Genomic DNA, 23,419 nt, shown 5'->3' with positions numbered 1-23,419 from the left:
CTTCCTTTGTTACTTGCGCATGATGAGCTGTTTTGTGTTCACTCGCTCCACATCAATTTATGGTATAACGTTCATCTGTCAGTGGCTACTCTGTCCGGTCAGAGCATGCGTGAGTCAACGGAACTGCCAAGGATGCTGTATGGCCCGATCATCACCTTTTTTTACGTCCGACCGTCTGCGCTTTTTTATCAGTCGCATCAAAGAGCGGTTATGGATCAGACCTCTGATACTTTGCGTGCTCTCCATCGGCGCAACGTTTGTCGCCAGACTGGCAGATGATGCCGGGCTTGACCAACTGGCACCCAGCATCAACCCTGACTCAGTTGAATCCCTGTTGTCCATCATGGCCTCCAGCATGCTGGTTATTGCGACCTTCGCCGTAGGCTCCATGGTCGCCGCCTACGCCTCGGCCAGCGCCGCAGCGACGCCCCGCTCGATTCCTCTGGTCATTGCTGATGACGTCACCCAGAATGCGTTGTCGGCTTTTATCGGTGCGTTTATTTTCAGCCTTGTCTCTCTGGTCTCCGTGCAGCACGAGCTGTTTGACGTCGCCGGACTGTTTGCCATTTTCATACTGACACTGCTGGTGTTTGCCATTGTCATTGTCACTTTTGTACGCTGGGTTGACCGCATCGCCCGACTGGGCCGGGTCGTCAATACCATCGGACAGGTCGAGCTGGCAACCAGCAACGCATTACAACGCCGCCGGCGCTCCCCTACCCTGTGCGCCCTGCCGGCGCCAGCACCACACGATGACGAAACCGGCATTCCGGTGTATGCATCAAGCGTTGGCTACATCCAGAATATTGACATGGAGACACTGCAGTCCTGCGCACAAGCGCTTGGCTGTCATGTTCGGGTAACCGCACTGCCGGGTACCTTCGTGACCAGTCAGCGGGCATTGCTCCGTATCGATGCTGGCACGGAGTTTAACCCGGAAGACTTCTCCTGTGCGTTCAAGATAGGCACAAACCGTACCTTTGAAGATGACCCGCGTTTTGGTCTGCTGGCATTGTCGGAGATCGCCGACAAAGCTCTGTCACCCGGCATTAATGACCCGGGCACTGCCATCGATGTTGTTGGCACATTGGTGCGACTTTTTACAGAATGGCAGGCTCCTCTGCATAAAAAAGACATGGAAGAGATTATCTATCAGCAGGTGTCGGTTCCCGAGCTGTCAATAGCGGACATGTTCGACGACGCCTTTACCGCAATCGCCCGCGACGGGGCCAGTATTGTAGAACTATCGATCAGATTACAAAAAGCATTTGCTGCGCTCGCTGACAGCGACGATAAAGCCATGGCCAGCGCTGCTCACCAACACTCTCGCGCCGCCCTGGCCCGATCTGAACATGCCATGTCGCACCCCGATGATATCGCTGCAGTGCGCAAGGCAGCCGCCTTCTCGACAGTATAGCGGCAGCCGCCTGGTTATGGTCACCGTCATTCAGCATCCGGCGTTCGATTTAGTTTTATTTCCTGTTGTTGACGCTTGCTGAGGCCCTGCACAACAATACGGTACGATTCAGACAGGTAATATCGTAGCTCCTCGTCCAGCGCACCTGAGGTTTCGATTTGCTGTATCCATTTCATGCCACGATTGGCAAAGTAGGGCGCGGGAATATAACCCTCATGAACACTGAGAAAGGCAAAATTCTGATCTGAGGTTTTGAATGTAAACGCGGGATGTCGGTCACGACTCCAACCGCCAATGGCAAACACCTTGCCACCAATTTTCCAGACATGAGAACCGCCCCACTGCACCACATGAGTCGTAGCGGGCAAAGACCCGCAGAATTGATTAAATGCATTGTAATTCATGTCACACGTCGTGTTGTTGCCATAACAACATAATCGCTCATTCCGGATTTAAATTCAAATAAGCGGAGATGGCGTCATATTACCCGCGACTAAGCGGATTTGAGCAACAGCTCATATCCCGGGACAGCGCTGGGGGCGGAAATCATTGCACGTTTAGCGTAGGATGGTGTCAATCCGAAACCAACACCACACAATGGAAATCGCCTTTGTAAATACCCAGGCTCTCTGGAAAGACCCTGTCCACGGGGCGATTGCCGAGGAGACGATGAAGCATGCAGGATTTCCTGACAATATGGCAGGAAGCGGCGACTACCAGTCTGGGCTTTTTCTGGATGGCACTTTGGGCGTTCATACTCGGTTACCTGATCAGCAGCCTGATTCAGGTGCTGGTGACACGAGAGCGCATGCAGAAAACCATGGGCAAAGACGGCCCCAAAAGCATTGCTCTCGGCACTTTCTTCGGCTTCCTGTCCAGCTCCTGCAGTTTCTCTGCACTTTCCACGACCCGCGCACTGTTCAGTAAAGGCGCCGGCCTGGCCCCATCGCTTGCCTTTATGCTGGCCTCGACCAATCTGGTCATTGAGCTGGGCATGGTGATAGCGATATTTCTCGGCTGGCAGTTTGTGGTCGGGGAGTATGTCGGCGGCATTCTGCTGATTCTGGTCACCTGGCTGATGGTGCGCATCACCCGTCCGCGCCGGCTGGAAGCACTGGCCCGCAAGAAAATGGACGAAGGGCACGAGCACGACCATGACAGCCAGCCGGTCAGCTGGAAAGAGAAAATCACGAGCCGAAAATACTGGCACGAGATTGGTATGACCTATGTCATGGAGTGGCAGATGGTCTGGAAGGATGTACTGATCGGCTTCACGGTCGCTGGCATCATCTCTGCTGCAGTGCCGCAGAGTTTTTTCCAGGCCCTGTTTCTCGGTTCAGGTGGGGACAACGCCGCCAACCCCGGTTTCTGGCTGACACTGCAACAGGCACTGGTAGCACCGCTGGCGGCATTCTTCACCTTTATCGGCTCCATGGGCAATATACCACTGGCGGCCGTGCTGTTCGGCCAGGGCGTCACTTTTGCCGGGGTCATGGCGTTCATCTTTTCAGATCTGGTGGTTCTGCCAGTGTTGCGCATCAACGCGGCCTATTACGGCTGGAAAATGGCGCTCTACATCCTCGGCATTATGCTTGTCGGCATCGTATCTGTGGCACTGGTGATGCACTACGGTCTGGCAGCATTCGGCATGCTGCCAGAGTTTGGTAGCGGCCGGGATCCAGGCGAGCGCGAATTCTTTCAGGTGAATTATCAGCTGGTGCTCAACATCGTCTTTCTGCTGGCCACCGCGGTCATGGTATGGCTGTATCGTCAGGGTCAGCAAGGCGAACACGGCCATCACCACCATCATGATCATGGTGGCCCGTCGTTGACCGACAAAGTGCTGCGCACACTGTCAGTTGTAGCTGGACTCTGGCTGGCAGGTGGCGCAGCACTGATTCTGCTTTGATCAAACATTACACCCGACACAAGGAGTTGATATGACCTTTGCCATTTCAGACATGAAAGTAAGCAGTCACGACCTGACACAGGGAGACCGTATCGCAGACAAACACAGCTTTGATGGCGGCAATGTATCGCCCGATCTGCAATGGGAAACACTGCCCGCGGACACAAAATCGGTGGCGGTATTTTGCCATGACCCCGATGCCCCGCTAATTTCGACGCCGGGTAATTATGGTTTTGTGCATTGGTTGCTCTATAACATCCCGCCGGACGTCTCGCACCTGCCTCAAGGCTGCAAGGATTACGCACAGGGTGTGAACAATTTCGACAGCACCGGCTACGGTGGCCCCAGACCGCCGGCAGGCCATGGCCGACATCACTATTTTTTCTGGGTACTTGCGCTTGATGTTGAACCGGCGCTGGCCGACGGACTTGAGCTGGCGGACTTTCTGGAGAAAGTGGAACCCCATGTACTGGGCATGAACCGACTGATGGCGCACTATGAGGTGTAACATGCAGATCACAAAAATTCTCTTGCTGTCCCTGACATTGACGGGCGCGCTCATTGTGCAGGCACAGGATCAACACCAACCGGACACAGCAGTGGCCACGTTTGCCGGCGGCTGCTTCTGGTGCATGGAACCGCCCTACGATGAACTGGAAGGCGTCACAGCAACCATTTCCGGTTACATCGGTGGCTCCGTCCCGGACCCCAGCTATGAGCAGGTATCCTCAGGCGGAACGGGGCACGCCGAAGCCGTACAGGTTGAATACCACCCAGACCAGGTCAGTTATGAAACGCTGCTGGAGGTGTTCTGGCGTAACATTGACCCGCTGGATGCCGGCGGCCAGTTTTGCGATCGTGGCAGCCAGTATCGAAGCGCAATTTTTTACCATAACGAAGAGCAAAAACGATTAGCCGAGGCTTCCCGTGCGCGGCTCAATGACGAGGCCGGATTACCGGGCCCCATTGTGACCGGCATAGTGTCCGCCGATCCCGCTGATTTTTATGTCGCTGAAGATTACCATCAGAACTATTATCAGGAACATTCAGTCAGGTATAAATTCTATCGCTGGAACTGCGGTCGTGACGAGCGCCTTGAGGAGATCTGGGGAAACGACTGATCAATCATCGTCGCTAAAAGCAGAGAGATGAAATTCCGCTGCCTCTGCCACTTCCTTCACGCCGCTTTCAAACAGCTCCGGCACCTCGCCCCCTGCCATCACTTCCAGCACGGCGTGAACACCACGGGACAGGGACGTCAGGTTGTAGCCGCCTTCCAGTACCATCACGAGCCGGCCTTCACAATGCTGGTCGGCGATACTCTGGACAATGCTGGTGAGGACCTTGAAGCCGTTATAGGTCAGGTTCATGGCCATGTCATTGTGGTGCGGGTCAAAGCCGGCAGAAACCAGCACCAGATCAGGCTTGAAACGCTCTGCAGCGGGCACCAGTATCTCACGAAATGCTTTTTCCAGAGCGATGTCGCCCGCAGCTTCCGGCAGCGGTACGTTGATGGTATAACCTTCGCCCAGTCCGGCGCCCACTTCTTCCAGATGGCCGGAACCGGGATAAAACGGCGCGGCGCAGTGGGTATCAAAGAACAACACATCGGGATCTGCCCAGAATATATCCTGGGTGCCATTACCATGATGCGCGTCCCAGTCAATGATCAGAATACGCTCACAACCCAGTTTAGCCTGGGCATGCGCTGCCGCCACCGCGACGTTATTCAACAGACAGAAGCCTCTGGCACGCACTGCCTCGGCGTGATGACCCGGCGGTCGCACCAGCGCGAAGGCACTTTGTGATTTTTTGCTGACCACGTTTTCCACCGCCGCTATCGCATTGCCGGCGGCCGCTGTGGCGGCCTTGATGCTGTCAGGGGATACCGCCGTGGTATCACTGTCCAGCCAGGCGCTTTTGCCTTCCAGTTCGAATAACTGGTCCAGATACGATGTGGTATGAACGCGGCTTAACTGGTCGTACGTGGCACTGGCGCCCGCTTCAAACTGGATGCCCGGAATGGGGTTCTCATCAAGGTAGGTCTTGATCGCACTCAGTCTTCCGGGATGTTCCGGGTAGCTCCATTTGAAATCCAGGCCTTGCAGGATGCTCCTTACCCGTTTTTCAACCCGGCTGGCAATAAAAGGCAGATCCACCTGCGGATCATGCCCCAGCATCACGTCGTCACAAAATACCTTAACCTTGCGATCACCTATCACTCAATTCCCCTTTTCAGCTATCCGAACCTGCTTGCTGCAGGCCCGGAAATCATCGTCGTTTCGCCAGGGCTTCCTGCACCACTGCGGTGAACGCCGCAGCCCGAACTCCCGTGGGCTTGAAGCCCAGCTTGGCCCAGGTCGCTGCCGCCTCTTTGTTGGAAGCGGCATATTCCAGGATCAGCTCGCCGATATTGTGGCTTTCTGCGAAGGCCAGCAACTCTCGCAGGATGGCACTGAACACACCGAGCTTACGGAAATCCGGCTCGACCCAGACATCATCAATGATTCCGGATTTGAATTCAACATCTGCCGTCTGCTCCCAGATGCCCTGACTGCGCCATACGTATAGATAACCCATACCCACCAGGCGCTCATCAGATGTCTGCGCCACAACGATCAGCTTGGCCGGATCGGACAGGGATGAACGCAGAGTCGCCAACAGGCGATTGTGCTCTTTCTCCTTGAGCGTGTGGGGCGGAGAACCCGCTACGTGAAGCGCCAGCTTGGCAAGAAAATCGACGAGCACTGGCAGATCTGTGTCCTGCGCCGCGCGTATCGATACCTGGTCAACGTTCTTTACTTTTGCCGTCATTGGACACCCTCTTCACTTTCTGTGACGCCTGACCCTATAAACTTCCGGACAGCCAGAATACACCGGTAATTTTCTTTCGCAAGCGACACCACGGTAGCATCGATGCCTGCGCACGGCAATGCAACCGCCAACGCTCAGGGCTCTGCGTTTTAGAATTTACTCCATAGATCGCGCTTGTTGAAATATCGAATCATGAGCGGGGTTTCAACCGCTGCGTAGGTGATGAAAGCAAACCAGAACCAGTTGGTCGAGAACACCAGCAGATCGAACGCATGGTCACGCCCCGCATAAAGCATTCCAGCGACAAGAAGCACGGTCCCGGTAGCCAATAAGTCATTTGCGGCTATGCGCACAAGATTGTCACCACACAACATCGGGTACGCAACGAAATATGCCAATAACGCGACCGTCAAATTCAGGCTGAGAACAATAAGTTCTGGCGTAACCATTGCGTTCCTTCAGGGTTTAACCTGTCGCGCACGTTGTGCAGAATTTACAGGTATCGGGCGGCTGCCAGCACCTGGCTGAAGTCAGGCCGTTCGCGGTAGTCTTCTTCAGCAAACTTGAACCGGATGACACCATCAGCGTCAATCAGGAATATGCCTGGATAGGGGATGCCGTAGGCGCGATCGCCAGGTTCATATTGGTTGTTCACGATGTTGAGGGCACTGAAGTGCCTGGTATCTTCATCGCTCAACATCGGGAAGTCGACATCGTAGTCAGTTTCGGCATTTTTAAGGGTTTGCAGCGAGTCATATGTCATGGTGGCAACATTGATGCCCATGGCCTCGAACTCGGGCGCAACATCCACTAACTGCTGTAGCTGGCTGATACAATACGGGCACCAGTCAAAAGAGCGACTCAGCACCAGCACCAGACCGTTGCGGCCGCTCAGATCAGCAAGCGTTCGGAGATCGCCATTCTGGTCTGGCGCTGCAATGGGCGGAATGTTGTTGCCCTCGGGGAAGTCCGGTGCCCAGACCCAGTCCTGGGCGACAGCGATGCTACTGAAATTGATCATTACGAAGAGAAGCAGGGTTTTAATCGGCGTTGGCATACAATGTCCTTATGATCTTGGATAGTTATCGGAATCTGCTGCTTTTCAGGCGCCTTTTACAAGACTCCATGCCAGCAGTTTTTGTCTCATGCCGACACCGGCTTCCGGTCAGATGGATGGTTAATGCCATCCATGACCACGACGTCGTCCAGTTCAAACGGATTCACACCTTCCAGGCAGGCGATGTTGTAACCATATTCAGCCGGGTTGGAACGGCGCTGATGATGGGTGTAGATGCCACACACGGTGCAGAAGTAGTGCTTTGCCACCCGCGTATTGAACTGATACAGGCCCAATTTTTCCTCGCCCTTTAATATCCGGATACACGCCAGCTTGCTGGTACCCATGATGGCGCCGCGCCGACGACACAGAGAGCAGTCACAGCGCTTGGGATCAACCACGCCATCGGGCAAGTGCATCTCCATCTGCACAGCGCCACAATGGCAGCTAAGCGGATGGTATTCCCTGATGTTGGTGTCGCCAATGCGCTTGATCATGGTGGTGGTCTCTCCGTGTGTTATGCCTGTTGCGGGTGAAATCAGGCGAGCCAGGGTTTGTACGGTTCGTCAGCGACAGTATCGGCCTCATCGCTCTGCGTGGCAACGCTGTTGTCGTAGTCACGAACAATGTTGACGGCAGCCTCATAGTCATCTTCATTGACCAGCACATTGGCGAAGCCATCCATGGCCAAATCACCGACTGCACCCTGCAGGTAGTGTCCGCCCACGTGGGAATCAATGTCATTGGCGCGCAGCATCCCGGCCACGATATGCGCTTCGATGATGTCGTTGGCTCGATAGACTATTTTCACAAGGTCTCCCACGTTATTCCTGAAGCCTCAGTATCGCAGAATGACCATGGCTGCGGCCAGCACCAGAATCAGCGCCGCCAGCACATTCAGGGCGCGTGTCAGTTGACGGGCGCGAGAGCTTAGCGCCAGTGTCTGCCCCGCCCGACTCACCAGCCAGGCATAACACAACTTGACCCCACCCACGGTAATGACGGTAATCAGCACAATAAGCAATATGTCAGGCACAGTGAGCACACTCAGGTCGACAAAGGCAGGAAAAAAACCAAGGTAGAAAAACACAGCCTTTTGATCACCCAGCGTCAGCAACAGGCCGCTGAAAAAACTGGATGTAAGTGATGTCGGACGAAGATGAAGCGCAGTGTCGCCCGCGGCGCCGGTCACGTTACGGGAGCGCCAGAGCGCCACTGCCATCCAAAGCAGATAGGCCGCCGCTGCGTATTTGAGGTAGTCGACCCAACTGCCGGCAGACGCCAGCAGCAGACCGAGTCCGAACAGGACAATCAGGATGAAGATGATATCACCGGTCACCACACCGGCACTGACCGCCGCGCCGTGACGGAAACCACCACTAAGTGCGCGTGAGGTTACCGCCAGCACACTGATACTGGGCAGAGCGGACAGTACCAGCATGGCACTGAACAACGCTATCAGGCTGGCTGGTGTCAGGCTCATGGCCCGAGTCCTCCCTCAATCAGGGCTTTTTACTGGGCGTTCGGCGCTTACCCTTATCCTTGTCCATACGTACTTTGGGGCCACCGCGTTTTTTCGCCTTGGGTTTAGGTGTGAAACGCTTATCGTCACCGGCCCCGGCTGGCGCCGAGGATGGTTCACTGAAATCTTCACGGGTACGTCGGATGGGCCGATCGGCAGCCGCCGGTGGCCCATCGGAGCGGTCCGGGCGGTTTTTTCTGAAACCTTCCGGCTTGGCCCCTTCTGACTTGAAGCCTTCCTTTTTGAACCCGCCTGCGGCGGATGGGCCTTTTTTGAAGCCCTCTTTCTTGAATACTTCTTTCTTGAAGCCCTCTTTCCTGAAAGCAGGCTTTTTGAAATCACTGCCACCGGCGTCACGTCGATCCTTATTGAAGGCCGGACGTTTACGTTCGGGGCGGGTGTCTTTTTCAGCAGCACTCTCCGCCGCACTCATACGCTCCAGGTCCAGCGCCTGGTTGCACACACGCGTACGCTGAAGGATCTGAAATACATCATCGGGCATGCCGGCAGGCAGATCGATAGTAGTATGATCGTCGTAAATCTGAATACGACCGATATATCGACCCTCAATGCCACCTTCATTGGCAACGGCGCCGACAATCTCGCGCGGCGTCACACCATGCTCGTGACCAACCTTGATACGGAAGCGCTCCAGAGCGACGTCTTCGCCGTCATCGAACTCACGCGCTTCGCGGCGTTTGCGGGCCGGGCGATCAGACACCGGATCACCGGTAAAATCGTTATCATTAAGCTCGCCAAACAGATCCTGCATCGGCGGTTTGCTTTTTACCTTGCGGGCCGGTTTGTCGGCCGGTGCAGACGCGGTGCCGGCATCACGGGCGCTGGCGACAAAGGCATCAACATCAGGTGTATTATTCGCGGTTTTGGCTGACTTGCCAGCTTTGACGGCAGGGGTCTTGCCATAACCGGACTTGGCAACACCAACATCCTTAAACGATGGTTCCAGCGGGCGGTCTTTCTGTAACAGCCACGCCATGGCCGCAGCCGCGTCCTCAACACTGCAATCATGTTCGCTGCACAGATCAGTGATCAGACCGCGGAAGAAATCCAGGTTGTCATTTTCCAGCGCCACCGCAATGGTGTCCTTGAACTGTTGGCTGCGATGAAGAATCAACTCTCCGCGCGTTGGCAGTTCCATGCGCGTCACTTTTTTCCGCGTGGTGCGCTCAATGGATTGCAGCATGCGCTGCTCACGCGGGGCAACGAACAGGATTGCCTTGCCGCTGCGACCGGCACGACCGGTGCGACCAATACGATGTACGTAGGTCTCGTTGTCGTAGGGGATATCGTAGTTCATCACATGGCTGATACGCTCTACGTCCAGCCCACGGGCGGCAACGTCAGTGGCAACAACAATATCCAACTGACCGTTCTTCAACTGCTCTACCGTGCGTGTTCGAAGCTGCTGATTCATGTCGCCATTCAACGCCGCGGCAGAGAAACCACGTGCATTGAGTTTGTCCGCCAGCTCCTGAGTGCTGTTCTTGGTGCGCACAAAAATAATCATGCCATCGAACTCTTCCACTTCCAGCATGCGTGTCAGCGCGTCGAGCTTGTTGGTGCCCTGCACCAACCAGTAAAACTGCTCAATATTGGCATTGGTGCTGGTCGCGGTCTTGATGCTGACTTCGATCGGGCTGCGCAAATATTTCTCCGCAACGCGCCGAATTACCGGTGGCATGGTGGCAGAGAACAGCGCGACCTGACGGGTCGACGGTGTTTTCTGCAGAATCAGTTCCACGTCATCAATAAAACCCATGCGCAGCATTTCATCGGCTTCATCCAGCACCAGTGTCTTGATGTCGCCCAGATCCAGCGATTTGCGGTTCAGGTGATCCAGCAGACGGCCGGGCGTGGCCACCACAACATGAACACCGCGACGCAAGGCCTGCAACTGGCGGCCCATCTCCTGGCCGCCGTATACCGGCAACACGTGAAACCCTCGCATACCCTGAGCGTAGGTCTGGAATGCTTCCGCCACCTGGATCGCCAGTTCTCGCGTGGGGCACAGCACCAGAGCCTGGGTTTTGGGATTGGTGACATCAATATGCGCCAGCACAGGCAGGGCGAAGGCCGCCGTTTTACCGGTACCGGTTTGCGCCATGCCCACAATGTCGTTGCCTTGCAGCAGGGCGGGGATGGTCGCCTGTTGGATAGGCGAGGGTTTTTCGTAACCCACTTTGTTGAGTGTTTCTAACAGAAAAGCGGGAAGATCAAGCTCAGCGAAGCTGAGATCCTGAACGGGTGTCGTCGACATAATGGTGCCTGCAGGCGCGGGGAATTCAATAAAAGGGCGGCGATTATACGCCAGAAGCGCTCTGACGTATAGCCGTTAACCCCGGCACGAATCCCGCACTGCCCGCGCTGTCAGTCGTATTCGCGCAAAAAGTCGACGGCGCGGTCCGGGAAGTCGGTAAACACCCCGTCAACATTGGCTTCAAAATAGAACAGTTCCAGCATGTGGTCAAAATCGTCCGCGTAGGCCGGAATCTGCCCTTCGTCCTGCCGGAACGTGTATGGATGCACTTGCATGCCAGCCTGGTGGGCGTCACTGACCAGCGAACTGATAATCAGGCCGCTGCGGGTAGACTCCGGGCTGATGATCATGCCTTTTTCCGGTCCCACGCCGTCAGCGTACTGCGCAAGATCGCGCATCCCGCCGGCGCTGAGCATCCATTGGTAGACCTCGTCGTCACCCATTAGCTGCACCAGCTTCAGCTCCACGCCCAGCGCTGGCAGCACTTCTTCATGAACGCGTTTCAATTCGTCGAATTCAAAGGTCTGCACAAACACATTGCTGTCTTTGCTGGTGTAGCCGAAGCGCTTCAGTTCACGGATGATGGCGGTGCTCAGGTCTTTGCCGTTGTCGTGATGAAACGCAGGTGACTTGATCTCGGGATAGATGCCGATGTCCTGGCCTGAAGCGAGGTTCATGCCCTGCACCATTTCCAGTTGCTCGGCAAAGGTATGGATCTGGAAGCTGCCCTGCCAGAGCGGGAAACGCTGCGGGTAGATCTGTCGCTCGACGCCGCTCTCGTCCACCCGGTAGCCTTCGGTAACCCTGAGCTGACGCAGCTCGGCCAGATCAAAATCGACCACGTAGTGCCGACCGTCATCGCGCGCACGGCCAGGAAACTGGTGGCGCACGTCAGTATTACGGTCCAGCGTCAGGTCATGCCAGACGATGAGCTGATCATCGCGTGTCATCACCACATCCTGTTCCATGAAATCGGCGCCCATGGCATAAGCCATGGCCACAGCTGGCAGCGTGTGTTCGGGCAGGTAACCACTGGCGCCGCGGTGCGCGACCACAATCTTGCCAGCGGCATCGCGCTGGGCATAGGCAGGCTCGATCGGCACCACATTCCCCACTACCAGACCCATGACCAGGACTCCGCTCAGAAATCGCTTGATTGCTGCAGTTGCCATCAGTGTATCCTTTTTTTTAGCAGTCATGTTGATATCGCTGACCCCGCAGTCTACAACACTTTTATGACAGTTCGCCGACAATGTCCTGGTCATGGGTCTGGCGCAATGTAACAAACGTGAAACAATGACGTGCGGGGCACGACGCACAGCAAGAACGAGCCGGCATGAAGATCTGCCACCTTGCTTTATAATTGTGCGGCGTATATCAGTTTGAATTCAAGCCACTAGCCCGCAGTACGCACAATGGCAGCACGTTTAACTTTGTCACATTACGGCACTATTGTGGCGATCAGCCATATTTGTCCATCACATTGCCATAATTGACAGCAAATCTTTTGCTCTGTTTGTTGTCTGAATGACTGACGGCAGAACTATGCCCCCAATTCACTCAGTCAGCAGTTAGCAGTAGACACGAGGTATGCCAATGAGATTATTCAAACGCAGCAGCAATCCCATTTTTATTGAAGATGAGGGCTACAACTGGGGGAACAAGCGCGGAAAAGGCTTTCGGGTGTTCATGTTTCTGCTCACACTGACCCTGGCTACAGGCATCGTCATCACCATGATCAACCCTTAAGTAGTGCGTACGCCCGGGCTAACCGGGACCAGAAGCGATAACCCGGGCAAAAAAAAGCCACCTGTATAAGGTGGCTTTTTCCTGATCAGGCCCGGACCAGATCCGGGACCGACGGTGTGCGCCTGCTTACGCCTTCCTGAATAGCGGCTCGCTCTCTGCCGCTGGTTTGGCCTCTGCCGCAGCGGGCTTAAAAATCTCACTGTACAGGAAGAAGTCAGTGAGCACGGCGCGCAGGTGAATCGACGCGTTCAGATTATCCACCAACTCCGAGCTCATCAGAGGCTGCGCCAGCACAAAACGAAGGGTGGCACTGGCCTTGCGCAGGTCCTCAGCGATCACCAGCTCGTATTCATGCTGAGTCTCGCCCAGGGCAGCCAGGACGTTTTGCATGGAGGCCAGCATATCTTCCAGTGTCGGTCTGGCATGAGGCGTCGGATAACTCGCCTCGTCATGCGGCGGACGCCCCTGAGCGGCGTACGCCAGCAGGAACTCGTAGCCAGACTCAACTACCTCAATATCTTTTTCCAGGTTCTTAACGTCGGTCAATCTTTCACCTTCCATTTGTTTGTATCGTGATTGGCACGCATTTCATCTTCCGAGATCCAGCCTTTGACCATGGAGCGCGTGTAAAAGATCTTCTCGGGGCGCACCGCAAAGTAGATGTGGATGGCGGTAAATGCCACCAGCGCCAGGGTTGCCAGGCCGTGCAGCAGGAACATCAGGCCCAGTTGCGCCTCATCCGCCACTGACGGACGTTCCCAGAACGGGGTGCGGATATTCAAAAACAGAATGACGCCGGTGACAATAACCAGCAGCACCAGCACGGTCATTGCCCAGTGCATGCCTTTCTGCTCAAAAGAGTATTTGCCCGGTTTGCGGGTTTCATCAAACGGCTCGGCGAAATCCGCCGGTGTCATGATCATGGACTTGAAGTCCTGCCAGAATGACGCACGAATAATGTGAAAAACCACTACAAAGGTCAGCAGCAGACCTGCGATCCAGTGGATATCGAGCCACGCGAAGCGAATGCCGATGATAGGCATGACACCGGTGGCGATAAGCACGAGCACAGAGCCAGCCATGATCCAGTGAAACGCGCGGTCGATGGCATCGTGTCGGCTTACTTTTTTACCTGCAGGCGAAGGTTTGGCTTTTTTCTTGGCCAATGCAGCCATAAAAATGGCATGCGCGGCCAGCAGCACCAGAATTGCGACGGCAACTACCCAAAGCAAATCCCAGGACACACCCAGAATTACCTCATCACCCCATACATCCCGTTTATAACGTACGATTTCCACGCGAATTCCCCTCATCTGTAAGATATTGTTTTTTAAGGCGCTTTCCAGACACCATGTGACCTACCACGCACGCAGCGAAATCAGATTCACCACGCCTGCTTGACGCTTTCCGGGCGGCCTCTCAGAAACCACACTGACGCCGGCCGCCGCCACTGGCATTAAGCAAGTGTACCAGTACCCCTTAAAATGCTTGTCAAGCCTAGGGATTCAGGGGGCATACAGGACGAGAAGGTTAATCCAGACATGAACATTTATCAAGCCAAGATACGCCTCATGCCGGGATCGTCACAGCTTGACATATTTTCGTTCGGTGGTATTGTGTCCAGCCCCCGTAAAACAGCGTACTGTGGTTTTACGACCGTCCGGACCATGCCGGACACGCAGTCCGGGGTGCAGGCAGCGTCATCGAGCCGCGTCAAATCAAAAACCCTAAATCCACGCATCTCCCTGCTTGCAACGCTTGAAGATCGATCGTGTCGGCCAGGAACGTTAACGATAGCCGAAGCGGAAACACTATAACGAATTAACGAGACTTAGCGACTTATGACTGATCAAGCCCAATACCCCTACAAGTTTGGCTTCCCGGAACAAACCGGACTTTACGACCCGGCGAGTGAAAAAGACTCCTGCGGCGTAGGCTTTGTGGCAGACATCAAAGGTCGCCCCAGTCACCAGATCATGCTGGACGCCTATCACCTGAACTCGCGCATGGATCACCGCGGCGGTTGTGGTTTTGAAGCCAACACCGGGGATGGTGCCGGTATCCTGATGGCGTTGCCGCATTCCTTTTTTGCTGACGTCACCAAAAACGAGCTGGGCACCGAGCTGCCCGCAGCCGGCCAGTACGCAGTCGGCAACATCTTTCTGCCACAGATCAGCAAAGAGCGTGAGTTCTGCCGCGACGCGATCAACCAGATTATTGCTGAAGAAGGCCAGACCTTGCTGGGCTGGCGCGAAGTGCCGGTTGACGCTGACGGAGCCGATGTCGGCCCGGCAGCCCGAATGGCACAGCCGCAGATCGAGCAACTGTTTATAGGTGCCGCTGACGGCCTGGACAAGGAAGCCTTCGAGCGCAAGCTGTACATTATCCGCAAGCGCTTCACCCACAAGCTGCGCGGCGACAAGTCGCTGAGCGAAGCCAAGATGGTCTACGCCTGCAGCCTGTCCACCAAAGTCATTGTCTATAAAGGCATGCTGACGCCCGGTCAGTTGTTCCCGTTCTACAAGGACCTGACCAACCCGGCCTGTGAAACTCACATGGCCATGGTGCACTCGCGCTTCAGCACCAACACCTTCCCGTCGTGGGACCGCGCTCAGCCCAACCGTTTCATGAGCCACAACGGCGAGATCAACACCTTGCGCGGCAACGTCAACCAGATGGTGGCGCGTGAAGGTACGCTGAACACTGACCTGTTTGATGACAAGCTGAAAGACCTGTTCCCCATCATCGACTCTGATTGCTCGGACTCAGGCTCATTTGACGCCGTTCTCGAGTTCATGCTGCTGTCCGGTCGCTCCCTGCAGGAGGCCGTGATGATGATGATCCCGGAAGCCTGGCAGTCCGACGTCAACATGACGCAGGACAAAAAGGACTTCTATGAGTTCCATTCCGCGCTGATGGAGCCATGGGACGGTCCCGCGTCCATCGTGTTCTCTGATGGCCAGTACATCGGCGCCGTGCTCGACCGCAACGGCCTGCGCCCCAGCCGATATTACGTGACCCATGATGACAAGGTGATCATGGCCTCGGAAGTGGGGGTGGTCAAAGTTGATCCCGCCAACGTCAAGGAAAAGGGCCGTTTGAAGCCGGGCCGCATGTTCCTGCTCGACTTTGAGCAAGGCCGGCTGATTCCCGATGAAGAGCTCAAGCACAGCATTGCCGCCAAGCGCCCTTACGGTGAATGGCTGAATAACCAGCGCGTCACCCTGGACAAGCTGTCTGACGGCAACGAAGAGCACTCACTGGACTCCGATAACGTGCTGGCACGCATGCAGGCCTTCGGTTACACCACCGAGACCATGCAGTTCATGCTGCTGCCCATGATCACCGAGGCTCGTGACCCGCTGGGTTCCATGGGTAACGACTCGGCGCTGGCCTGTCTGTCTGACAAGCCGCGCATGATCTATGACTATTTCAAGCAATTGTTTGCCCAGGTCACCAACCCGGCCATCGACTCCATCCGCGAAGAAGTGGTGATGTCGCTGGAATGCTTTATCGGCCCGGAAGGCAACCTGCTGGAAACCAGCGAAGAGCAGGCCCACCGGCTGAGCCTCAAGCACCCGATTCTGTCCAACAAGCAGCTGCAGACCATTGCCAATATGGATTACAACGGCCTGCGCACCAAAGTCATCGATATCACGTTCGATGTGCATGCTGACACGGGCTTCCAGGATTCCCTGAGCCGCATCTGCAGTGAGGCCAGCCAGGCCATCGCCGACGGTTATGCCTTCATTGTGCTGTCTGACCGCAAGATCGGCAAAAACCGGGCCGCCATCAGTGCCCTGATCGCCTGCGGCGCGGTCCACCACCATTTGATCAAAACCCATGAGCGCACCCGTATTGGCCTGATCGTTGAAACCGGCGAAGCACGCGAGGTTCATCACTTCTGCCTGCTGACTGGCTACGGCGCAGACGCAGTGAACCCTTACCTCGCTTTCGAAGCGGTATGGCAGGCACAGCTCGACGGCCTGCTGGGTACGGACTACAACACCGAAGATAAAGTGGTGTACGCCTACAAAAAAGCCGTGGCCAAAGGCATGCTCAAGGTCATGGCGAAAATGGGTATCTCCACGTTGCATTCCTACAAGGGCGCACAGATATTTGAAGCCGTGGGCCTGGCCGACGATATCGTCAATCGCTGCTTTGTCGGCACCGCCAGCCGAGTGCAGGGTGTGAATTTCGCCACACTGATTGAAGAGACCCAGCGTCGTCACCGCCTGGGCTTCCCGGAAAAGGACGAGAACCGTATTCCGGTGCTCAACAACCCGGGCGACATCCACTGGCGCAACGGTGGCGACAGCCACATGTGGGACCCCAGTGCAATCTTCAACCTGCAGAACGCAGCGCGCACCAACAGCCCGGACGCCTACAAGGTCTTCGCCAAGTACACCAACGAGCAGACCACACGCGCCTGTACGCTGCGCGGCCTGCTGGATTTCCGCAAGGATACCGCGGCCATTGCGCTGGATGAGGTCGAGTCTGCCAAGGACATCGTCAAACGTTTCGCGACCGGCGCCATGAGTTTTGGCTCCATTTCCGAGGAAAGCCACGAGGCACTGGCCGTGGCCATGAACCGCCTGGGCGGCAAATCCAACACCGGCGAAGGCGGTGAGGATCCGATCCGCTTCCAGCCCATGGCCAATGGCGATTCCAAGCGCTCGGCGATCAAACAGGTGGCATCGGGCCGTTTCGGCGTCACCATCTGGTATCTGAGCAATGCTGACGAAATCCAGATCAAGATTTCCCAGGGCGCCAAACCTGGTGAAGGTGGCGAGTTGCCCGGCGGCAAAGTGGACGAGCAGATTGCCCGCATCCGGCACTCCACCCCGGGCGTCGGTCTGATTTCGCCACCGCCGCACCACGATATCTATTCCATTGAGGACATGGCGCAGTTGATCCATGACCTGAAAAACGCCAACCGTCAGGCGCGCATCAGCGTCAAACTGGTGTCCGAGATTGGCGTTGGTACAGTTGCCGCGGGCGTCACCAAAGCAAAAACCGATCACCTGGTGATTGCCGGCCATGACGGCGGCACCGGTGCCTCGCCATTGACCTCGATCAAGCATGCCGGCCTGCCATGGGAACTGGGTGTGGCCGAGACCCACCAGACGCTGGTGATGAACAACCTGCGCTCACGCGTGGTACTGCAAACCGACGGTCAGCTTAAAACCGGCCGTGATGTCGCCATCGCTGCGTTGCTGGGTGCCGAAGAGTTTGGTTTTGCCACCGCGCCTCTGGTCACGCTGGGCTGCATCATGATGCGCAAGTGTCACCTGAACACCTGTCCGGTAGGAATAGCCACGCAGGATCCGGCGCTGCGCAAGAAGTTCAAGGGCCAGCCCGAGCACGTCGTGAACTACCTGTTCATGGTGGCGGAAGAACTGCGTGAAATCATGGCCAAACTGGGTATCCGCACGCTGAACGAGATGGTAGGCCGGGTCGATCTGCTGGAAAGCAACATCGCCATCAACCACTGGAAGGCCAAAGGCCTGGACCTGAGCAAGATCCTGGCGCCAGCCAAGGCTGTGTTCCCGAACACCGGCACATACCAGACCATCGCGCAGGACCACGGCCTGGACAAGGCACTGGACAACCAGCTGATTGAACTGGCCGCGCCAGCGCTGGAAAAGGGCGAGAAGGTCAATATCGAATTACCGGTGATCAACATCAACCGCGTCGTCGGCACCATGCTGTCCAACGAAGTGGCCAAACGTTGGGGCGAGCAGATGCTGCCTGACGACACCATCAACATCAAGTTGCACGGCTCTGCAGGCCAGAGCCTGGGTGCCTGGCTTGCCAAAGGCATCAGCATCACGGTGGAAGGTGACTGCAACGACTTCGTGGGCAAAGGTCTGTCTGGTGGCCGCATTGTGGTTTACCCGCCCAAGAACAGTACGTTCAAGGCCGAAGACAACATCATTGCCGGTAACGTCAATCTGTATGGTGCCACCGGCGGTGAAGCCTACTTCCGTGGTATTGCTGCCGAGCGATTTGCGGTGCGCAACTCCGGTGCGTCTGCGGTTGTTGAAGGCATCGGCGATCACGGCTGTGAATACATGACCGGTGGCCGGGTGGTCATCCTGGGCAAAACCGGTCGCAACTTCGGCGCCGGCATGAGCGGCGGCGTCGCCTATGTCTGGGACCAGGACGAGAGCTTTGCGCGTCAGTGCAACACTGAGTCCTACGAGCTGGAAGGCGTCACCGATGCTGCCGACCTGGATGAACTGAAAACACTGATCAGTAACCATCTGCAATACACCGGATCGGCGGTGGCCCAACAGATTCTGGATAACTGGGATCAGGCCATCAAACAATTCGTCAAGGTCATGCCCAGCGATTACAAACGCGTGCTGGCGGAAATGGCGGCAAAAGAACAGGCGGTCGCGGTGTAGCAGGCGGTTGGCCACACTGGCGATAGAGACCATTGGGCGCGGCCGTTTGACAACAGCCAGCCGGGATATAAATTTCGAAGAATAGGTTAAGACATGGGCAAACCAACGGGTTTTAAAGAATTTGAGCGCAAGACTGAACCATATCGGGCGCCGGCAGAGCGACTCCTTGATTACAAGGAAATCTACACCGAACACGACGAGAAACACCTGGCTACCCAGGGCGCGCGTTGCATGGATTGCGGCGTTCCGTTTTGCCAGTCTGACAATGGCTGCCCGGTTTACAACCTGATTCCCGAGTGGAACGACCTGGTTTACAAAGGCCAGTGGCGCGACGCGCTCGACCGCCTGCACAAGACCAACAACTTTCCCGAGTTCACCGGCCGCGTGTGTCCGGCACCCTGTGAAGGCTCCTGTGTACTGGGCATCAACGAACCTGCGGTGACCATCAAGAACATTGAAAATGCCATCATCGACAAAGGTTTCGAGAATGGCTGGGTGCAGGCCAACGTGCCAACCCTGCGGTCCGGCAAAAAAGTGGCTGTCATCGGCTCCGGCCCTGCCGGTCTGGCAGCGGCGGCGCAGTTGAATCAGGCCGGTCACGAAGTGACCGTTTATGAGCGCGCTGATCGCATCGGCGGCCTGCTGATGTATGGCATCCCGAACATGAAGCTGGAAAAGGATGTGGTCGATCGCCGCGTTAAACTGCTGGAAGCAGAAGGCGTCAAATTTGTCACCGGCGTTGATGTCGGCGGCAAAAGTGTCAACGCCATGCCTGCGGACGAATTACTGGGCCAGGTCGACGCCATGTGTCTGGCTACCGGCGCGACAACGGCACGCGACCTGGGCATCCCCGGCCGCGAAGGCCCCGGTGTGCATTTCGCGATGGAGTTCCTCACCGCCAATACCAAGAGCCTGCTGGACTCTGAACTGAAAGACGGTCAGTACATCAATGCCAAAGACAAAAACGTCATTGTCATTGGTGGCGGTGACACCGGCACCGACTGCATTGGCACTTCACTGCGCCACGGCTGCAAGTCGTTGGTCAACTTTGAAATTATGCCCAAGCCTCCGCGTGAACGCCCGGGTGATAACCCCTGGCCGCTGTGGCCAAAAATCCATCGTGTTGATTATGGCCACGAAGAGGCAGCACATCGCGACGGCAACGACCCGCGCGTGTACTCGATCAGCGGCAAGGAATTTGTACGCGATGAGCATGGCAAGCTGCTGGGTATCAACACCGTGGAAGTGGACGGTAACTTCAAGGAAGTTCCCGGTTCTACCAAGTTCTGGGAAGCCGATCTGATTCTGTTGTCCATGGGTTTCCTGGGGCCGGAACACTATGTCAGCAATCCGCTGGGGCTGGAGCTGGATCAACGCTCCAACTACAAGGCGGAGTACAAGGACTTCCGTACCAACCACCCGAAAGTCTTTGTTGCCGGTGATTGCCGACGTGGGCAATCGCTGGTGGTCCGCGCAATTGACGAAGGCCGTCTGGTGGCCGATGCCATCAACACATACCTGGGCGCCTAGGCCCGCATGACTGCCGGACAGGCCTCAGGCTTAATACGCCTGAGGCCTGTCCGGCGATGATCAGACCAAAAGGCAGCGTCAGAACACTGCCACGATCGCTGTGCTACACTCCCTGAAACACCGGATCCAGTCATTCAAGCGGATCCATGAAGGCGGATTTGCAGGATGAGCACACCAGTACTGGAACTGACTGACGTCACCAAACGTTACGGCGATTTCACTGCCGTCAACAAGATCAATATCAGCATTCCGCAAGGTTCCGTTTACGGGTTTCTGGGGCCCAATGGCGCCGGCAAAACCACCACCATTCGCATGATTCTGGATATCCTCCGTCCTGACGAAGGCCAGATTCAGGTGCTGGGCGCCACCTCTGCCATGAGCGTGCGCGATCGTATCGGCTACCTGCCGGAAGAAAAAGGCCTGTATAAAAAGATGAAGGTGTGGGCCATCATCGCCTACTTCGCGACACTGAAAGGCATGGGTCGACGCGAGGCCAAAGACAAGGCTTTTGCACTGCTGGCTAAATACGGCCTCAGCGATTTTGCCAATGCCAGCGTCGAATCCCTCTCCAAAGGTATGGGCCAGAAAGTTCAGGTGCTGTCATCGATTGCCCACGAGCCGGAACTGGTTATCCTGGACGAACCTTTTTCCGGGCTCGACCCGGTTAATCAGGAAGTACTGGAACAACTGATACGGGACCTGTCGGCAAACGGTCAAACGGTCATTTTTTCAACCCATGTCATGCAACACGCCGAACGTCTGTGCGAGCGCCTGTTATTGATTACCCAGGGTAGCAAGGTTTTTGACGGCACCGTTGACGAGGCGCGCGCCATCATCCCGCGCCGGATTGTGCTGGAGACGCGTGACGACATCAGTCCGATTCGCTGTCTTAACGGCGTGTTATCGGTACAGGAGCACGCGGTAGATGATGAGTCCCGCCTTCCCGGCACGCGACAGTGGGAGCTTTATGTCAAAGAACAGACCGACCCGCAGCTGATTCTGCAACACTGCTTCGAAAGTGGTGTATCACTCAGCCGTTTCGATTTCACCCAGGCCAGCCTGCATGATGTGTTTGTCCATCTGGTCGGACAGGACGCACGGGAACACAATTTCAGATGAGAGCTTCCTGATGAGAGTTACGCTGCTGATCGCCTGGCGCGAATACATGGAGAACGTCAAAACCAAGGGTTTCTGGATCGGCGTGCTGTTGGTGCCTATTGTCTTCTTTCTGATTTTCCATGTCTCCAGCCGCCTGGCTACTGCCACACCGACGCGCTATTACCTGCTCATAGATCAATCCGGCGAGTATGCAGCGGCGGTGGAAACTGCCATCCGGCGAGAACACCAGCGGCGTGTGATGCTCGATTTCATGCGCTACCTGCAGGAAAACCGCGTTGATGTCGATGCTGCCAGCATCCGCGCCGAACCCGCCGCGCAGCTTAATCAGCTGCTGGATAATTTCGACAACGACGAAGTTGCAGCACTGGACGAGTGGCTTGCCAGTGGCGGCCTGGACTACGCCCTCACCATGGCGCAACCCTACCTGCGCGACGATGCACCCGAGTTTACCGAGCCGCGGCCACAGTTTGTTGCCGCACCACTGCCACCCGGCGTCAATCCGGATGCAGATGCGCAAACCGTGGTCGGACAATTGCGTCCCTACCTCAATGGCGAGCGCCGCATTGACGTGGCAGGCGATCAGGTCAGCCTTTTCGCACTGATACTGATTCCGGCAGACGTTGACCAGGATATTGTGCGACCCGCCACTATTCAGGGCCTGATGGCGCCGGACAGCGGCCCCCGTGGCGTACAGTACTGGGCTGGCAATCTTACCGACACACGATTATCCGGTGCTATCCAGAACAGTATCAACAGTGCCATCCGGCAGCAGGAGTATGCCAGCCAGGGTATAGATATTGCGGCCGTGCGCAACGTGCAACGCACCCGCCTGCCGCTCAGCCGGCTGGACCCCGGCAAGGCCGCCGGCGAGGAAGCTGTGAGCCTGGCCGACACTTTCCGGCAATGGGCTCCGATGGGCTTTGTGTATCTGATTTTCATTTCCCTGATGCAGAGTGTGCAGTACCTGTTAAGCAATACCATCGAAGAAAAATCCAATCGCATTATTGAAGTGCTGCTGGCATCGGTGACGCCCGGCGAATTGATGATGGGTAAACTACTGGGCATTGGTATCACCGGTATTACCACGATACTGGCATGGATCGGCTCGTTTTTTGTGTTCATCCGGCTTTACCAGACAGTTGAAACTGCCATGATCGTGCAGATTCTGGACGTCCTGTTAAGCTCCGACCTGATCCCTTACTTTATCTTCTACTACCTGTGTTGTTATGCCTTGTACGCGGGCATCTTCCTGGCCATCGGCAGTCTGTGCAACACACTGAAGGAAGCCCAGAGCCTGATGATGCCATTGATGGCTGTTCTCGTGGTACCCATTCTCACCATGAGCTTTATCGCCCAGGACCCCAATGGCACACTGGCGCGTGTGATGTCATGGATTCCGCTGTTCACACCGTTTACCATGATGAACCGGGCCGCCGCGCAACCACCGATGTTTGATATTGTCGGCACCACCGTGGTGCTGGTGATCAGCACTGCCGCCGTGCTCTGGCTTTCCGGACGGGTGTTCCGGCAGGGCATTCTGCGATCCGGTCAACCGCCACGTATCATTGAGCTTTGGCGGATGCTGCGTCGCTCAGCTAGCTGATCCGGCGCAAC

Annotated in this window: 21 protein-coding genes; 9 read left to right on the top strand and 12 right to left on the bottom strand. The window is 56.1% G+C overall.

Annotated elements, in window-relative coordinates:
- Positions 1-139 precede the first annotated feature (139 nt).
- Complete coding sequence (locus ENH71_RS07195; protein WP_294132593.1) at positions 140-1,417, top strand: DUF2254 domain-containing protein; 1,278 nt, start codon at positions 140-142, stop codon at positions 1,415-1,417.
- A 26-nt stretch (positions 1,418-1,443) separates the two neighbouring features.
- Here the strand turns inward: ENH71_RS07195 and ENH71_RS07190 are convergent, their stop codons facing one another.
- Positions 1,444-1,821, bottom strand: a complete 378-nt coding sequence (locus tag ENH71_RS07190; protein ID WP_294132591.1) for an MmcQ/YjbR family DNA-binding protein — start codon at positions 1,819-1,821, stop codon at positions 1,444-1,446.
- A gap of 272 nt (positions 1,822-2,093) precedes the next feature.
- Between ENH71_RS07190 and ENH71_RS07185 the strand changes: the two genes are divergently transcribed.
- The 3 genes from ENH71_RS07185 to msrA are packed head-to-tail and all read left to right on the top strand — an operon-like array spanning position 2,094 to position 4,447.
- A complete protein-coding gene (locus tag ENH71_RS07185; RefSeq protein WP_294132589.1) occupies positions 2,094-3,326 on the top strand; it encodes a permease in 1,233 nt (410 codons plus the stop codon).
- 31 nt (positions 3,327-3,357) lie between these two features.
- Entirely contained in the window at positions 3,358-3,834 is a 477-nt protein-coding gene (locus tag ENH71_RS07180; protein ID WP_294132587.1) for a YbhB/YbcL family Raf kinase inhibitor-like protein, read from the top strand.
- A gap of 1 nt (position 3,835) precedes the next feature.
- Positions 3,836-4,447 carry a peptide-methionine (S)-S-oxide reductase MsrA gene (gene msrA, locus ENH71_RS07175; RefSeq protein ID WP_294132584.1) on the top strand — a complete coding sequence of 204 codons (612 nt, stop codon included), beginning with the start codon at positions 3,836-3,838 and terminating at the stop codon, positions 4,445-4,447.
- Here the strand turns inward: msrA and ENH71_RS07170 are convergent, their stop codons facing one another.
- The 9 genes from ENH71_RS07170 to glpQ all read right to left on the bottom strand — a co-directional run bounded on the left by ENH71_RS07170 (position 4,448) and on the right by glpQ (position 12,169).
- Positions 4,448-5,548: a histone deacetylase family protein gene (locus ENH71_RS07170; RefSeq protein ID WP_294132582.1), complete on the bottom strand. Its 1,101-nt coding sequence runs from the start codon at positions 5,546-5,548 to the stop codon at positions 4,448-4,450. It abuts the gene before it with no gap.
- A gap of 49 nt (positions 5,549-5,597) precedes the next feature.
- Positions 5,598-6,140 carry a GNAT family N-acetyltransferase gene (locus ENH71_RS07165; protein WP_294132580.1) on the bottom strand — a complete coding sequence of 181 codons (543 nt, stop codon included), beginning with the start codon at positions 6,138-6,140 and terminating at the stop codon, positions 5,598-5,600.
- Between the two features lie 149 nt (positions 6,141-6,289).
- A complete protein-coding gene (locus tag ENH71_RS07160; RefSeq protein ID WP_294132576.1) occupies positions 6,290-6,589 on the bottom strand; it encodes a hypothetical protein in 300 nt (99 codons plus the stop codon).
- Between the two features lie 44 nt (positions 6,590-6,633).
- The gene (locus tag ENH71_RS07155) at positions 6,634-7,197 is read right to left on the bottom strand and encodes a peroxiredoxin family protein (protein ID WP_294132573.1); all 564 of its coding nucleotides are present in this window, start codon (positions 7,195-7,197) and stop codon (positions 6,634-6,636) included.
- An 86-nt stretch (positions 7,198-7,283) separates the two neighbouring features.
- Positions 7,284-7,694 carry a GFA family protein gene (locus ENH71_RS07150; protein ID WP_294132570.1) on the bottom strand — a complete coding sequence of 137 codons (411 nt, stop codon included), beginning with the start codon at positions 7,692-7,694 and terminating at the stop codon, positions 7,284-7,286.
- Positions 7,695-7,735: 41 nt separating this feature from the next.
- Complete coding sequence (locus tag ENH71_RS07145; protein ID WP_294132568.1) at positions 7,736-8,008, bottom strand: putative signal transducing protein; 273 nt, start codon at positions 8,006-8,008, stop codon at positions 7,736-7,738.
- Positions 8,009-8,035: 27 nt separating this feature from the next.
- Positions 8,036-8,680, bottom strand: coding sequence for a LysE family translocator (locus tag ENH71_RS07140; protein ID WP_294132565.1), 645 nt, complete (start codon positions 8,678-8,680; stop codon positions 8,036-8,038).
- 19 nt (positions 8,681-8,699) lie between these two features.
- Positions 8,700-10,997, bottom strand: a complete 2,298-nt coding sequence (locus ENH71_RS07135) for a DEAD/DEAH box helicase (protein ID WP_294132563.1) — start codon at positions 10,995-10,997, stop codon at positions 8,700-8,702.
- A 110-nt stretch (positions 10,998-11,107) separates the two neighbouring features.
- Positions 11,108-12,169 (bottom strand): glycerophosphodiester phosphodiesterase, encoded by a 1,062-nt coding sequence (gene glpQ, locus ENH71_RS07130; RefSeq protein WP_294132560.1) that lies wholly within the window; start codon positions 12,167-12,169, stop codon positions 11,108-11,110.
- A 424-nt stretch (positions 12,170-12,593) separates the two neighbouring features.
- Between glpQ and ENH71_RS07125 the strand changes: the two genes are divergently transcribed.
- A complete protein-coding gene (locus ENH71_RS07125) occupies positions 12,594-12,746 on the top strand; it encodes a hypothetical protein (protein ID WP_294132557.1) in 153 nt (50 codons plus the stop codon).
- Positions 12,747-12,872: 126 nt separating this feature from the next.
- Here the strand turns inward: ENH71_RS07125 and ENH71_RS07120 are convergent, their stop codons facing one another.
- Positions 12,873-13,292 carry a hypothetical protein gene (locus tag ENH71_RS07120; protein ID WP_294132555.1) on the bottom strand — a complete coding sequence of 140 codons (420 nt, stop codon included), beginning with the start codon at positions 13,290-13,292 and terminating at the stop codon, positions 12,873-12,875.
- Complete coding sequence (locus ENH71_RS07115) at positions 13,289-14,044, bottom strand: cytochrome b/b6 domain-containing protein (protein WP_294132554.1); 756 nt, start codon at positions 14,042-14,044, stop codon at positions 13,289-13,291. Before ENH71_RS07115 ends, ENH71_RS07120 begins: the two co-directional genes overlap by 4 nt.
- Positions 14,045-14,587: 543 nt before the next feature.
- Between ENH71_RS07115 and gltB the strand changes: the two genes are divergently transcribed.
- The 4 genes from gltB (at position 14,588) to ENH71_RS07095 (ending at position 23,408) form a co-directional block, all read left to right on the top strand.
- On the top strand, positions 14,588-19,156 hold the full coding sequence (gltB, locus tag ENH71_RS07110; RefSeq protein ID WP_294137639.1) for a glutamate synthase large subunit: 4,569 nt from the start codon (positions 14,588-14,590) through the stop codon (positions 19,154-19,156).
- A gap of 93 nt (positions 19,157-19,249) precedes the next feature.
- On the top strand, positions 19,250-20,686 hold the full coding sequence (gltD, locus tag ENH71_RS07105; protein WP_294131668.1) for a glutamate synthase subunit beta: 1,437 nt from the start codon (positions 19,250-19,252) through the stop codon (positions 20,684-20,686).
- Positions 20,687-20,851: 165 nt separating this feature from the next.
- Positions 20,852-21,805 carry an ABC transporter ATP-binding protein gene (locus tag ENH71_RS07100; protein WP_294131666.1) on the top strand — a complete coding sequence of 318 codons (954 nt, stop codon included), beginning with the start codon at positions 20,852-20,854 and terminating at the stop codon, positions 21,803-21,805.
- Between the two features lie 10 nt (positions 21,806-21,815).
- Positions 21,816-23,408 carry an ABC transporter permease gene (locus tag ENH71_RS07095; protein ID WP_294131664.1) on the top strand — a complete coding sequence of 531 codons (1,593 nt, stop codon included), beginning with the start codon at positions 21,816-21,818 and terminating at the stop codon, positions 23,406-23,408.
- The last annotated feature ends 11 nt before the right edge of the window (positions 23,409-23,419 follow it).

The sequence above is a fragment of the Pseudohongiella sp. genome (genome assembly GCF_011050365.1).
Lineage (GTDB): Bacteria > Pseudomonadota > Gammaproteobacteria > Pseudomonadales > Pseudohongiellaceae > Pseudohongiella.
Note: the sequence above shows the minus strand (reverse complement) of the source record. Positions and strands in the feature narration are given on the sequence as shown.

Bases quoted from the DNA above. Each gene is read 5' to 3' on its own strand.
- ENH71_RS07195 (WP_294132593.1), top strand. From the start codon at position 140: ATGGCCCGATCATCACCTTTTTTTACGTCCGACCGTCTGCGCTTTTTT.
- ENH71_RS07190 (WP_294132591.1), bottom strand. From the start codon at position 1,821: ATGAATTACAATGCATTTAATCAATTCTGCGGGTCTTTGCCCGCTACG.
- ENH71_RS07185 (WP_294132589.1), top strand. From the start codon at position 2,094: ATGCAGGATTTCCTGACAATATGGCAGGAAGCGGCGACTACCAGTCTG.
- ENH71_RS07180 (WP_294132587.1), top strand. From the start codon at position 3,358: ATGACCTTTGCCATTTCAGACATGAAAGTAAGCAGTCACGACCTGACA.
- msrA (WP_294132584.1), top strand. From the start codon at position 3,836: ATGCAGATCACAAAAATTCTCTTGCTGTCCCTGACATTGACGGGCGCG.
- ENH71_RS07165 (WP_294132580.1), bottom strand. From the start codon at position 6,140: ATGACGGCAAAAGTAAAGAACGTTGACCAGGTATCGATACGCGCGGCG.
- ENH71_RS07160 (WP_294132576.1), bottom strand. From the start codon at position 6,589: ATGGTTACGCCAGAACTTATTGTTCTCAGCCTGAATTTGACGGTCGCG.
- ENH71_RS07155 (WP_294132573.1), bottom strand. From the start codon at position 7,197: ATGCCAACGCCGATTAAAACCCTGCTTCTCTTCGTAATGATCAATTTC.
- ENH71_RS07150 (WP_294132570.1), bottom strand. From the start codon at position 7,694: ATGATCAAGCGCATTGGCGACACCAACATCAGGGAATACCATCCGCTT.
- ENH71_RS07140 (WP_294132565.1), bottom strand. From the start codon at position 8,680: ATGAGCCTGACACCAGCCAGCCTGATAGCGTTGTTCAGTGCCATGCTG.
- ENH71_RS07135 (WP_294132563.1), bottom strand. From the start codon at position 10,997: ATGTCGACGACACCCGTTCAGGATCTCAGCTTCGCTGAGCTTGATCTT.
- glpQ (WP_294132560.1), bottom strand. From the start codon at position 12,169: ATGGCAACTGCAGCAATCAAGCGATTTCTGAGCGGAGTCCTGGTCATG.
- ENH71_RS07125 (WP_294132557.1), top strand. From the start codon at position 12,594: ATGAGATTATTCAAACGCAGCAGCAATCCCATTTTTATTGAAGATGAG.
- gltB (WP_294137639.1), top strand. From the start codon at position 14,588: ATGACTGATCAAGCCCAATACCCCTACAAGTTTGGCTTCCCGGAACAA.
- gltD (WP_294131668.1), top strand. From the start codon at position 19,250: ATGGGCAAACCAACGGGTTTTAAAGAATTTGAGCGCAAGACTGAACCA.
- ENH71_RS07100 (WP_294131666.1), top strand. From the start codon at position 20,852: ATGAGCACACCAGTACTGGAACTGACTGACGTCACCAAACGTTACGGC.
- ENH71_RS07095 (WP_294131664.1), top strand. From the start codon at position 21,816: ATGAGAGTTACGCTGCTGATCGCCTGGCGCGAATACATGGAGAACGTC.